The 12,435-nt window shown below is 37.0% G+C and carries 10 protein-coding genes and 3 tRNA genes; 9 read left to right on the forward strand and 4 right to left on the reverse strand.

What is annotated here, in order from left to right; all coding sequences use genetic code 11:
• Positions 1-191: 191 nt before the first annotated feature.
• On the forward strand, positions 192-1,814 hold the full coding sequence (locus tag HF992_RS07115) for an ABC-F family ATP-binding cassette domain-containing protein (protein WP_168549362.1): 1,623 nt from the start codon (positions 192-194) through the stop codon (positions 1,812-1,814).
• A gap of 81 nt (positions 1,815-1,895) precedes the next feature.
• The gene (locus HF992_RS07120) at positions 1,896-4,508 is read left to right on the forward strand and encodes a YfhO family protein (protein WP_168549363.1); all 2,613 of its coding nucleotides are present in this window, start codon (positions 1,896-1,898) and stop codon (positions 4,506-4,508) included.
• 66 nt (positions 4,509-4,574) lie between these two features.
• On the opposite strand, the gene HF992_RS07125 is transcribed toward HF992_RS07120, so the two are convergent.
• Together HF992_RS07125 and HF992_RS07130 are read right to left on the reverse strand one after the other, a co-directional pair.
• Positions 4,575-4,648 (reverse strand) — tRNA-Asn (locus tag HF992_RS07125).
• Positions 4,649-4,656: 8 nt separating this feature from the next.
• A tRNA-Glu gene (locus HF992_RS07130) sits at positions 4,657-4,728 on the reverse strand.
• A gap of 137 nt (positions 4,729-4,865) precedes the next feature.
• Here HF992_RS07130 and HF992_RS07135 point away from each other — a divergent pair.
• A tRNA-Arg gene (locus HF992_RS07135) sits at positions 4,866-4,939 on the forward strand.
• Positions 4,940-4,997: 58 nt separating this feature from the next.
• Here the strand turns inward: HF992_RS07135 and HF992_RS07140 are convergent.
• On the reverse strand, positions 4,998-5,663 hold the full coding sequence (locus tag HF992_RS07140) for a YoaK family protein (protein WP_246201263.1): 666 nt from the start codon (positions 5,661-5,663) through the stop codon (positions 4,998-5,000).
• 93 nt (positions 5,664-5,756) lie between these two features.
• Here HF992_RS07140 and rlmH point away from each other — a divergent pair, with 93 nt between their 5' ends.
• From rlmH to HF992_RS07170, 6 genes are all read left to right on the forward strand, one after another.
• Complete coding sequence (gene rlmH, locus HF992_RS07145; protein ID WP_168549365.1) at positions 5,757-6,236, forward strand: 23S rRNA (pseudouridine(1915)-N(3))-methyltransferase RlmH; 480 nt, start codon at positions 5,757-5,759, stop codon at positions 6,234-6,236.
• Between the two features lie 87 nt (positions 6,237-6,323).
• Entirely contained in the window at positions 6,324-7,511 is a 1,188-nt protein-coding gene (locus tag HF992_RS07150) for a S1C family serine protease (protein ID WP_168549366.1), read from the forward strand.
• A gap of 88 nt (positions 7,512-7,599) precedes the next feature.
• Complete coding sequence (locus HF992_RS07155; RefSeq protein ID WP_168549367.1) at positions 7,600-8,379, forward strand: ParB/RepB/Spo0J family partition protein; 780 nt, start codon at positions 7,600-7,602, stop codon at positions 8,377-8,379.
• Between the two features lie 190 nt (positions 8,380-8,569).
• Complete coding sequence (gene dnaA / locus HF992_RS07160; RefSeq protein WP_168549368.1) at positions 8,570-9,946, forward strand: chromosomal replication initiator protein DnaA; 1,377 nt, start codon at positions 8,570-8,572, stop codon at positions 9,944-9,946.
• Between the two features lie 146 nt (positions 9,947-10,092).
• A complete protein-coding gene (gene dnaN / locus HF992_RS07165) occupies positions 10,093-11,229 on the forward strand; it encodes a DNA polymerase III subunit beta (protein ID WP_168549369.1) in 1,137 nt (378 codons plus the stop codon).
• A 24-nt stretch (positions 11,230-11,253) separates the two neighbouring features.
• Complete coding sequence (locus HF992_RS07170) at positions 11,254-11,451, forward strand: DUF951 domain-containing protein (RefSeq protein WP_168549370.1); 198 nt, start codon at positions 11,254-11,256, stop codon at positions 11,449-11,451.
• A gap of 31 nt (positions 11,452-11,482) precedes the next feature.
• Here HF992_RS07170 and HF992_RS07175 read toward each other — a convergent pair whose 3' ends face one another.
• A complete protein-coding gene (locus HF992_RS07175) occupies positions 11,483-12,058 on the reverse strand; it encodes a DUF1307 domain-containing protein (protein ID WP_168549371.1) in 576 nt (191 codons plus the stop codon).
• Positions 12,059-12,435 lie beyond the last annotated feature (377 nt).

The raw sequence follows: 12,435 nt of genomic DNA on the forward strand, positions 1-12,435 counted from the left end.
ACCATTGGCTTACAGCAACCGCCAACTCTCTAGAGGCTTGATGTCCTTACTTTTTCTGATGGTTTTATTCTAGTGAAATTTACAGGATTTGTCAAGTTTTTCTACAGTTTGGAATAAGCGTGATAGGAATATTTGAAAAAAAAGCTAAAATCCTGTAAAATGAGGAAAACACAATAATGAGGAGAATCACTTTGCTTACAGTTTCAGATGTTTCACTACGCTTTAGCGATCGTAAACTTTTTGATGAAGTTAACATTAGCTTTACACCCGGCAATACCTATGGTTTAATCGGTGCCAATGGTGCTGGTAAATCTACATTTCTTAAAATTCTAGCAGGCGATATTGAACCGACCACAGGCCACATTGCACTCGGTCCAGACGAACGGCTCTCAGTCCTACGTCAGAACCACTTTGACTATGAAGATGAACGGGTTATTGATGTGGTTATCATGGGTAATGAAAAGCTCTACGCCATTATGAAGGAAAAAGATGCCATCTACATGAAGGAAGACTTTTCTGATGAAGATGGTGTTCGTGCAGCTGAATTAGAAGGCGAATTTGCTGAACTGGGTGGTTGGGAAGCAGAGAGCGAGGCCTCCCAATTGCTGCAAAACCTCTATATTCCCGAGGATTTACATTACCAAAATATGAGTGAATTGTCTAATGGAGACAAAGTTAAGGTTCTCCTCGCCAAGGCGCTTTTTGGCAAGCCCGATGTCCTCTTGCTAGATGAGCCAACCAATGGTCTGGACATCCAGTCCATCAATTGGCTAGAAGACTTTTTGATTGATTTTGAGAACACCGTTATCGTCGTATCCCACGACCGCCATTTCCTTAATAAAGTTTGTACCCACATGGCCGATTTGGACTTTGGAAAAATCAAGCTCTATGTTGGTAACTACGATTTCTGGAAACAATCTTCTGAGTTAGCAGCACGCTTACAAGCTGACCGAAATGCCAAGGCTGAAGAAAAAATCAAACAACTTCAAGAATTCGTTGCCCGCTTCTCCGCCAATGCTTCCAAATCAAAACAGGCCACTTCGCGTAAAAAAATGTTGGATAAGATTGAGTTAGAAGAAATTGTTCCTTCTAGCCGTAAATACCCCTTCATTAGTTTCAAGGCTGAGCGTGAAATCGGCAATGACCTTTTGACTGTTGAAAATCTTTCTGTCAAAATTGATGGAGAGACCGTCATTGATAATATTAGTTTCATTCTGCGACCAGGTGATAAGACTGCCCTTATCGGACAGAACGACATTCAAACAACGGCTTTAATTAGAGCCTTGGTTGGAGATATTGATTACGAAGGAACTGTCAAATGGGGAGTAACCACTTCTCAATCCTATCTTCCAAAAGACAACAGCAAGGACTTTGCTAGTGATGAGTCCATCCTTGACTGGCTCCGTCAATTTGCCAGCAAAGGAGAAGATGATAATACTTTCCTCCGCGGTTTCTTAGGACGGATGCTCTTTTCTGGCGATGAAGTTAACAAGTCTGTCAACGTCTTGTCAGGGGGAGAAAAGGTCCGTGTCATGCTTTCAAAACTGATGTTATTGAAATCCAATGTCCTAATCTTAGATGATCCAACCAACCACTTAGATCTTGAGTCCATCTCTTCCTTAAACGATGGACTGAAAACCTTTAAAGAATCAATCATCTTTGCCAGTCACGATCATGAATTTATCCAAACCTTAGCCAATCACATCATTGTGATTTCTAAGAATGGGGTCATTGATCGCATTGATGAAACCTATGATGAATTTCTTGAAAATAAAGAAGTCCAAGCCAAAGTTCAAGAACTTTGGAAGTCTTAACCTTATCAAATTAACTCATTTAAAAGCAAGGTATAACAGCTTTGCTTTTTTATATTTCATAATTTCTGTTACAATAAGAATATGACAAATTCAAGAAGACAAGCCAGGCAAAACCTTAAAAGTTACTATCTCCTATCTTTTCTCATTCCACTTCTTATCATAACAACTGTCCTTGCTGTTAAGGGAATTTACTTGGGGAGTGAACGAACCATCCTTGCTAGCGATGGATTCCATCAATATGCTATTTTTAATACCACTCTGAGAAATATTTTACATAGAGATGGTCATCTATTTTATACCTTTACAAGTGGTTTAGGACTCAATTTTTATGCCCTTTCAAGCTACTATCTGGGAAGTATTTTTTCTCCCTTTGTTTACTTTTTTAGTCTAAAAACTATGCCTGACGCGATCTATCTCTTTACTGTCCTCAAATTTGGATTAATAGGGCTGTCTTCTTATTATAGTTTACACCATATTTACCATAAAATTGACAATAAGTTGACACTTATTTTATCTACTCATTTTGCCTTGATGAGTTTTACAGTCAGTCAATTAGAGATTAATATGTGGCTAGATGTTCTTCTGTGGGTTCCTCTTATTTTATTAGGTCTCCATAGGCTTATTTTAAAGCAAGGTACTACACTTTATTATGTGTGTCTGACCCTTCTCTTTATTCAAAATTACTATTTTGGCTATATGACAGCCTTATTCCTTATTTTTTGGTACTTTCTTCAGGTTAGCTGGAATTTTAAAGAAAGAATAAAGACCTTTTTTTCGTTTACAATTGTGTCAACTTTATCAGGCCTAACCAGTTTGATTATGATTTTACCAGCTTTGTTAGACCTTAGAACTCATGGTGAAAATTTCACGGTAATCAATCAGCTACAAACTGAAAATTCTTGGTGGCTCGATATCTTTGCTAAAAGTATGGTTGGTGGCTACGACACAACTAAATTTGGAGCTATCCCAATGATTTATGTTGGCCTTGTTCCTCTCATAATAGCAGTTAGCTTTTTCTTCATCAAACCAATAAAATGGCAAGTTAAGCTGACCTATCTTGGTCTATTTTTCCTACTAATCTTTAGTTTCTATATTGAACCGCTTAACTTATTTTGGCAAGGAATGCATGCTCCAAATATGTTTCTCCACCGTTATGCTTGGCTTTTTTCTCTCCTGATTATTTTTACTGCGGCAGAAGTTTTTTCACAGATAGAAAAACTAAAATTAAGTTCTTTTCTAACAGCCATTCTTCTGGTAAGTATTGGTTTTGGATTAACTTTCTACTTCAAAAATCATTATCCATTTTTAGAAATCATTCACTATCTCTTGACAGTAGAATTCCTAATTGTTTACGTTATTATTTTTATTTGTTTCATAAAAAAAGTATTCACAAAGAATATGTTTACAATTAGTTTGCTCTTCTTTACAGTTTTTGAAGTATCCTTAAATTCTTACTATCAGATATCTGGAATAGACTCAGAGTGGCATTTTCCTTCTCAAAAAAGTTATCAACAAGACATGGCTGATATTGTCAATTTAGTTGACAGCACTCGAAATGATAACTACCATTTTTTCCGAATGGAAAGACAAACGCCTCAAACTGGCAATGACAGTATGAAATATAACTATAATGGGATTTCTCAATTTTCGTCAATCCGAAATAGGGCTTCCAGTCAACTGCTTGATAAATTAGGATTTAAATCATCTGGAACTAATCTCAATCTCCGTTATCAGAATAATACTCTTCTTATGGATTCCCTCTTTGCTATAAAATACAATATTAGTCAAGAAATGCCACTGAAATACGGCTTTGAAAAACAGGATAGTTCTAACCAACTAAACCTTTATAAAAATGTCAACGCTAGTCAACTGGGGTTACTAATTCCTAAATCCTACCAAGACATTGAATTAACTTCTCTGAGCTTAGATAATCAAACTGACCTCATCAATGCCTTAACTGGGCTTAATTTAACTTACTTTAGCCAGCTATCCGTCTTTGACCATCATGGAAATCATTTAAAAGATAAACGTCAAACGCTAACAAAGGCTGATTCTGTTGATCAATCTGTTGGCTTAGCCAAATCTTTCACCTTACAAACAGAAGTTGACAGTCAAGTTTACATTTCCTTACCAGATTTAATCCTTTCTAATGATAATCACCAAGAAATACAGATTTCTGTCAATGATCATCTTTACCTTTACACACTTGATAATAGCTTTACATTATTTGACTTAGGCTACTTTACAGCTAATCAAACAATCAACGTCACCCTTCACTTTCCCCAACAATCTACTGTTTCGTTTGACTATCCTAAGGCTTATGCTTTATCTATAAAAGCTTATGAATCAGCCTTCGAAAAATTAACTGAGCGAATGCCTCAGACAACTGTAAAGGGAAATCAGGTAAAAACAAACTATGAGGCTAAAGCTGACCAATCATTGCTTTATACGATACCTTACGATAAAGGATGGTCTGCGATTGTCAATGGTGAAACAATACCGATTGAACCCTTTCAAGATGGTCTGATTCATATAAATGTTCCTGAAGGAAGAGGGGAGGTTATTCTTACCTTTATCCCCCAAGGTTTCTTGATAGGACTATTATGCTTTTTATGTGGTCTCTTCTTATTCATTATCCATCATTTTTTCTATACTAGAAACAGGGCATATAAAAAATCCTTATCAGTTAAGTGATAAGGACTTTTCTTATTTTAAAAAAAGAAAAACGTTGATTTCTCAACGTATCAATTACTTCCAGAACTCCGCCAGTAGGACTCGAACCTACGACATCATGATTAACAGTCATGCGCTACTACCAACTGAGCTATGGCGGAAAAAAATATAGTCCGTACGGGATTCGAACCCGTGTTACCGCCGTGAAAGGGCGGTGTCTTAACCCCTTGACCAACGGACCATAATATCTCTCAAGAAGACAAGATTTATTATATCCTAAATTATACTCACTGTCAACACTTTTTGATTAATTTTTATTTATTTTCTCTCTTATCTTGACAGTTGCGTCTCTTTTTTGTTAAACTTATATAGTTAGCAGGTCTCATAGCTCAGCTGGATAGAGCATTCGCCTTCTAAGCGAACGGTCGCAGGTTCGAATCCTGCTGGGATCAAATGAAAACATACCACTTAAAAAGGTGGTATGTTTTTTTTACATTATCATTATCATTATCATTTAACGTCTTCACAATAAAGCCAGTAACTCACAAGACCTACTGGAAACAGTAGAAAAATAAGACTATGTTCCTCTAAGTAAGCCGTTACTAAGCTTGACAAAATAATCCCTATGATAAAAGAAACAATGACACTATAGGTTAAAAAAGCTTCTTTTTGATAAGCCTTATTTTTCTCAACCAAGCCTTTGACTAATAAATGCGCAGCATTTTTGATATTCCCTGTCATCATCACATTAGCATAAGGCATACCACGCAAGCGTTTGAAGGTATTTACCTGCATGGAAGCAAAAAAGCTTAAACTGGAAATAGTAAAGATAGGCGGTAAAAGAGGGGTTAGAAGAATGATAAATACCAGTAAACTCAACATCATCATACTGCTAAAAGCATGCCATCTGATGCTATGACGGCTGAGATAACCTCTAACAAGGTAATTAAACCACTGGCCAAAACTAAACATGAAGATGGGAATAAGATAAGCTAGAGCTCTCTCCATATTTTTTTCTGCTAAGGAAATACCTAAGAAAATCACATTCCCTGTCTGAGCAGCCGCAAATCGACCTCCTTGTGTATGGTAAGTGTAAGCATCTATGTAGCCACTGATAAATGTCAAAAGCACAGCCACGCGCAATCGTTCAAAAATACGATAATTTTTATTAGTCATAAAAAGTTTCCCGTGAAACATTATAGTATCTCTATTCTAACATATTTTTAGCCAATTTATGCCTTATAAAAAAACTTGTGTTACAATTAGAGTATGAAGATAAAATTGATTACTGTTGGAAAACTTAAAGAAAAATACCTCAAGGATGGTGTTTCAGAATATACCAAACGCTTGGGACGCTTTGCTAAAGTCGAGCTCATCGAATTAGCTGATGAGAAGACACCTGATAGGGCTAGCGATTTAGAGAAGCAGCAGATTATGGCAAAAGAAGCTGAGCGGATTTTCCTTAAAATTGGAGAAAGAGATTTTGTGATTGCTCTAGCTATTGAAGGGAAACAACTTCCATCGGAAGACTTTAGTCAGTTGATTGCTGATAAAACGAGTCAGGGGTTTTCAACTCTGACGTTTATCATTGGTGGTAGTTTAGGACTTTCTCCGGATATTAAAGCACGCGCCAATTTTCTGCTTAGTTTTGGTAAATTAACGCTTCCCCACCAGCTAATGAAACTAGTTTTGGTTGAACAAATTTACAGAGCCTTTATGATTCAACAAGGGAGCCCCTATCATAAATAAGATACATAAAACTGAGAAATCTTTAAGATTTGCTTAAGGCTAAGCTTATATAGTAATTCTCAGAATATAGCAAAGGAGAAATATATTATGTCAAAATTGATCAAAACAATTTTACACTTATTTGCAGTCCTAACAGTTGGCTTTATAGGTGGTGTGTTAGGAAACCAACTGACTTCTAAACCTCAAGGGACTTCTGTGGAAAACTCCAATAAACCGTCAACAACAGTTCCTATCATCTCAACTAATAACACTAATTCAACCACTGAAGCCGTCAAAAAAGTTCAAGATGCGGTAGTCTCCGTCTTAAATTATCAATCTAGTAGTAGTGGAAATAACCCTTACAGTATTTTTGAAAATAAGGATTCCGCTGAATTGACTGTTGTCGGTAAAGGATCAGGAATTATTTATAAGAAAGATGGTGATTCTGCCTATCTAGTAACCAATACGCATGTTGTAGCAGGTGCTGAAAAAATTGATATTCAGTTGGCCAATGGTACTATTGTAGAGGGAACCTTGGTTGGATCCGATACTTATTCTGATGTCGCTGTTGTCAAAATTAATGCTGAGAAAGTTTCTGCTATCGCAGAATTTGGCGATTCTAGTATCCTTAATGTAGGTGAAACAGCCATCGCTATCGGTAGTCCCTTGGGAACCGAATACGCAAACTCTGTCACCCAAGGAATCATCTCTAGCCTCAGCCGGACAGTAACCTCCCAATCAGAAGACGGTCAAACTATTTCCACCACTGCCATCCAAACAGACGCAGCTATTAACCCTGGTAACTCAGGTGGTCCTCTGATCAACATTGAAGGACAAGTGATTGGCATTACATCTAGTAAAATTTCTTCTCGTCCTGTCTCCGCTGTCTCCAGTGTTGCTATTGAAGGTATTGGGTTCGCCATTCCTTCAAACGATGCAGTTGCTATTATTGAGCAATTAGAAGCATCTGGTAAGGTAAGTCGTCCATCTCTAGGCATTCGAATGGTTAACTTGACAGACCTGTCAACCTTTGAATTGGAAAAACTAAAAGTTCCTTCTGAATTGACAGCAGGTATCGTTATTGCAAATGTCGAATCAGGTCTCTCAGCAGATGGAATCCTAGAAAAATACGATATCATCACTAAAATCGACGACAAAAAAATTACAACAAGTAGTGATTTACAAAGCGCCCTTTACTCAAAAAATATTGGAGATACCATAAAAGTTACCTTTTACCGTGATGGCAAGGAGCAAACAGAGCAGGTTCACCTAACTAGTTCTACAGAAGATTTATAAAAAAATTCCTTAAGCCTACCAACATTCTTCCTCTGAATCATATCGGGGGAAGATTTACTTTACCCTCGAAATTTAGTATGATAGAGCTATGACTGAAAAACTCTATTATGTACCTATCCAAGACATTCAAACCAATCCTTACCAGCCACGCCAGTACTTCCATCAAGAAGATCTCCAAGAATTAGCTCAATCGATCAAAGAAAATGGGATTATTCAACCATTAATCGTACGAAAATCCCCTATTCTTGGCTACGAATTAATGGCTGGCGAGAGGCGACTTCGTGCCAGCCAACTAGCTGGTCTAGACAATGTTCCCGTTATTATCAAAGAGCTCTCAGATGATGACATGATGAATCAGGCTATTATTGAAAATTTGCAACGCAAAGACCTCAGTCCAATCGAAGAGGCGCGTGCTTATAAGCGACTGATTGAACGAGGTAACACCCATGAAATGATTGCACAAACAATGGGAAAGTCTAGGCCATATATTAGCAATACTATCCGACTCCTCCAGCTATCTGATAAAGTTTTGGAGGCTTTAGAAGAAGAAAAAATTTCCCAAGCCCATGCTCGAACACTTTTAGCCTTTGAAGCTACAAACCTTCAGGAAGAATGGTTGGAAAAAATTATCCAACAAAAAATTAGTGTAAGACAATTGGAAAAATTAGTAAGTCCTAAAAAAACAGGCGCTAAAAAAAATACCAAGACCATCTTTGTACAGGAAATAGAAAAAAAACTGAGTCGAGAACTCGGAACAAAAGTGGCTATTTCTGAAACGCAAAAAGGCTCCGGGCATTTGTCGATTCCTTTTTCTTCTCTTGAAGAATTAGAACGACTTATCCACATTTTATCTGACAGAAGTGGATAGAAAAAAATCTTAAACAAACTTATAAACAGCTAAAAAGTCCTGAAAAGGGCTTTTATTATCCTCTTGCGACTAGTTTTATTAACAAGTTGTGGAAAACTTCTATAAACTTGTGGAAACTTATCAACAAGTTGTGGAAAAAATATCCTTTTTGTGGTAAAATAAGACTAATTATGAGTTTGAGGAGGGAAAAATGGCTGATAAAGAGGCCTTATTTTGGGAACGCGTCCAAATTCTAGCCCATTCACAACTGAGACAATCCTCTTATGATTTTTTTGTGTCTCAAGCTAAACTGATTGCTGTTGAAGGAAATATAGCCAGGATCCAGCTAGATAATTCTGCTCAACAACTGTTTTGGGATACCAATTTACAGGCTGTTATTTTGACCGCAGGTTTTGAAGTTTATGACCAAGAAATGAAATTGACTTATCAATTTTCTAATCAGGCAACCAATCCTATAGAACGGGAGAGTATGTCTCAGATAGAGAGGCCAAGTGTAGCTTCTTCCCAAGTAGAAAGCTATGAATCTCTTGTAAAACCAAGTGTCAATCCCAAGTATACTTTTTCAAATTTTGTTCAAGGGGAGGGTAATAAATGGGCACTTTCTGCTGCCTTAGCCGTTGCTGAAGCTCCAGGAACAGCTTACAACCCGCTCTTTATTTGGGGTGGCTCTGGCCTTGGGAAAACACACCTTCTCAATGCCATCGGAAACCACATTCTTTCGATGAATCCACGCGCCAGAATTGAATACATCACAACAGATAACTTTATTAGCGAGTTTGTATCCCACATTCGTCTGAATACGATGGATGAGCTCAAACAAAAGTTTCGCAATCTAGATGTCTTGCTTATAGATGATATCCAATCTCTTGCCCGTAAAAATCTTGTGGCCACTCAAGAAGAATTTTTCAACACCTTTAATTCGCTTTTTGAAAACCAGAAACAAATTGTTTTAACTAGTGATCGGACACCAGAGCAACTCGATGATTTACCAGAACGATTAGTCTCACGATTTGCCTGGGGGCTTCCTGTTGATATTACACCTCCTGACTATGAGACCAGAGTAGCTATTTTAAACCAAAAGTTGCAAGAATATAGTCATCTCAACTTCAAGCAAGAGGCTATTGAATACTTAGCAAACCATTTTGATTCAAATGTTCGGGAACTCGAAGGTGCTTTAAAAAATGTCAACCTTGTCGCTACTGGAAAGCATTTGCAAATGATTACTGTCGATACCGTAGTCGAAGCTCTGAGGTCTCGTTTGCAGACACCTTCTGCTATTACAGTTATCCCAATAGAGCGTATTCAAGCTGAAGTGAGTAAATTCTATGGCGTCAGCGTCAAAGAAATTACTGGTCCAAAGCGAGTTCAACACATCGCCCTTGCTAGACAAGTCGCCATGTACCTATCTCGTGAACTAACTGATAATTCCCTGCCAAAGATTGGTAAAGAATTTGGGAATAGAGACCACTCAACCGTTCTCCATGCTTATCATAAAATCAGAGAAGCGTTAGAGACAGATGAAAATCTAGGCTTAGAAATTAGGACAATTCGCCAGCGTATCAAATAGCCTTGGGATAAATAAAAAAGTTTTCCACAACTTATCTTCAAAACATCTGGGTTGATAGGGCAATAAAAAGAGACTTTTTCCACAATATCCACAAAGCCTACTACTACTACTAACCTTATAACCATTAATAAATAAAGGAGTTTTTCATGATTCAGTTTTCCATCAATAAATCCTATTTTTTACAAGCTCTCAATACTACTAAACGTGCTATCAGTCATAAGAATGCCATTCCAATTCTTTCAACTGTTAAAATTGATGTTGACTCAGAAGGCATAACCCTAACAGGATCAAATGGTCAGATTTCTATTGAGTATTTTATTCCTGTTAACGAAGAAAATGCTGGCCTCTTAATCACTTCCTCAGGGAGTATTTTATTAGAAGCTGGCTTCTTTATCAATGTTGTATCAAGTCTTCCAGATATAACCTTAGATTTTAAAGAAATTGAAAAAAATCAGATTGTTTTGACCAGTGGCAAATCTGAAATTACCTTAAAAGGAAAAGATGCTGAGCAGTATCCACGTTTGCAAGACATGCAGGCTGAAAATCCACTTTTAATTGAGACCAAAACCTTGAAGAATGTTATCAACGAGACAGCTTTTGCAGCTAGTCTTCAAGAGAGTCGTCCCATTTTGACAGGGGTTCACTTGGTTCTCTCAGATAACCAAACCCTTAAAACAGTTGCAACAGATTCTCATCGTTTAAGCCAACGCCAAATTTCTCTTGAAAAACCATCAGATAACTTTGATGTAGTCGTTCCGAGTCGCTCCCTAAGAGAATTTTCAGCAGTATTTACAGATGATATTGAAACGGTTGAAGTCTTTTTCTCAGCTAATCAAATTCTTTTTAGAAGTGAGCAGATTAGTTTTTATACACGCCTTTTAGAAGGTAATTATCCTGATACAGACCGTTTAATTCCAACAGCATTCACGACAGAAATGACTTTCAACCGTGAAAAACTCCGACAAGCAATGGAACGTGCTCGCATTTTGTCTAATGCAACGACTAACGGAACAGTTAAACTTGAAGTTGAAAACAGTGTCGTATCAGCCCATGTTAATTCTCCAGAAGTCGGTCAAGTCCATGAAGAATTGGATGCTCTGACTATTTCTGGACAAGATTTAACCATTAGTTTTAACCCAACCTATCTGATTGATGCTCTAAAAGCTATGGATACTGAAAATGTGACGATTTCTTTTATCTCTGCTGTACGACCATTTACTTTGATTCCTGCTAATGATCAAGGGACCTTTATTCAGCTGATTACCCCTGTTCGGACCAATTAAGATGTTATAACAAAAGGAGATCTTATGTATCAATTAGGATCATTGGTTGAAATGAAAAAGCCCCATGCCTGTACTATAAAAGCAACCGGTAAGAAAGCTAATTGTTGGGAAGTAAAGCGATTAGGCGCTGACATCAAGATACGTTGTACCAATTGTGATCATCTCGTTATGATGCCGAGGTATGAATTTGAACGGAAGTGCAAAAAAATTATCCAAGAGTAAAAGGATTGGGAAAATACCCAATCCTTTTAAACTATGGTAATTGTTGAAACTGGTTATCTTTAATCTCTGTGTAACCGTTCGTTTCCAGTATTTTTTGACTTTCTTTAAAACTGATAAACTTAATTTTGCTAGCTTGCTCACTTGGAATCCCAATGATATGAGCAATTTCAGAAATCTTAGCTTTTTCATAATCCACTTCGATATGCTCAATCATACGGTCACTATTGTATTGAATAGAATAAGCAACACCTTCTAAGCCCTGATATTGCTGTGCTTGAGCTTGATAAGCTTCTTCTGCTGTTTTAGCATCTGTAATTCCTAAAAAAGAATAAAGAACAATATTCTCTGTTTTTTGCTTGATAACCTTGTCATCCTCATAATGGTAAATAAGTCTTGAATCCAATCCCTTACTATCGAATAATTGATAGTTGTGGGTTTTGATAATGGAAGTAGGCGCAACTGTTGTTTCTGATGATGTAGTGGGTGCTTTAGTTGACTCTTTAGTTGAGGTTGTTTGAGTTTCGGATTCATTTTTGGTACAAGCAACCAATAGCAGGAGTGCCAATAAAATGGTAATCCTTCTAGTAAATTTTAGAAAATTTAACATAATTTTCCTCCTTTTCATATCCCTTTTATACTATAATAACTAGAAATTGTCAAACGTTTTCAAATTTTAGAGAAACAGAAGAAGTTTATTGGAATTAATGATTAGAGTCAAGGGTTATTTTATCAAGCAATTAATAGGATTAAATTAGTTTAGTGAATTTATACGGTCTATTATTGAAAATTGAAATTCGCCACCTTTTGTTGCGTTCTTCCCTGAGCTGTTTCTAGGCTGCTCGGGGATTTTTTATTTGAAAAAATACAGTAAAAAAAGCACAAAAAGACACTCCCTGTGCTATACTAAAGTTGAAAAATTTTTAAGATTTGGTGTTAGAACTGTTGCCTCAGTCCTAACGCCTTTTCTTTTTGATAGGGTTGGTG

The organism is Streptococcus ovuberis, assembly GCF_012396585.1.
Classification (GTDB): domain Bacteria; phylum Bacillota; class Bacilli; order Lactobacillales; family Streptococcaceae; genus Streptococcus; species Streptococcus ovuberis.

What these genes read in the sequence shown, in the direction of transcription:
- HF992_RS07120 (WP_168549363.1), top strand. Translation starts at nt 1,896, where the DNA reads ATGACAAATTCAAGAAGACAAGCCAGGCAAAACCTTAAAAGTTACTAT.
- HF992_RS07140 (WP_246201263.1), bottom strand. Translation starts at nt 5,663, where the DNA reads ATGACTAATAAAAATTATCGTATTTTTGAACGATTGCGCGTGGCTGTG.
- rlmH (WP_168549365.1), top strand. Translation starts at nt 5,757, where the DNA reads ATGAAGATAAAATTGATTACTGTTGGAAAACTTAAAGAAAAATACCTC.
- HF992_RS07150 (WP_168549366.1), top strand. Translation starts at nt 6,324, where the DNA reads ATGTCAAAATTGATCAAAACAATTTTACACTTATTTGCAGTCCTAACA.
- HF992_RS07155 (WP_168549367.1), top strand. Translation starts at nt 7,600, where the DNA reads ATGACTGAAAAACTCTATTATGTACCTATCCAAGACATTCAAACCAAT.
- dnaA (WP_168549368.1), top strand. Translation starts at nt 8,570, where the DNA reads ATGGCTGATAAAGAGGCCTTATTTTGGGAACGCGTCCAAATTCTAGCC.
- dnaN (WP_168549369.1), top strand. Translation starts at nt 10,093, where the DNA reads ATGATTCAGTTTTCCATCAATAAATCCTATTTTTTACAAGCTCTCAAT.
- HF992_RS07170 (WP_168549370.1), top strand. Translation starts at nt 11,254, where the DNA reads ATGTATCAATTAGGATCATTGGTTGAAATGAAAAAGCCCCATGCCTGT.
- HF992_RS07175 (WP_168549371.1), bottom strand. Translation starts at nt 12,058, where the DNA reads ATGTTAAATTTTCTAAAATTTACTAGAAGGATTACCATTTTATTGGCA.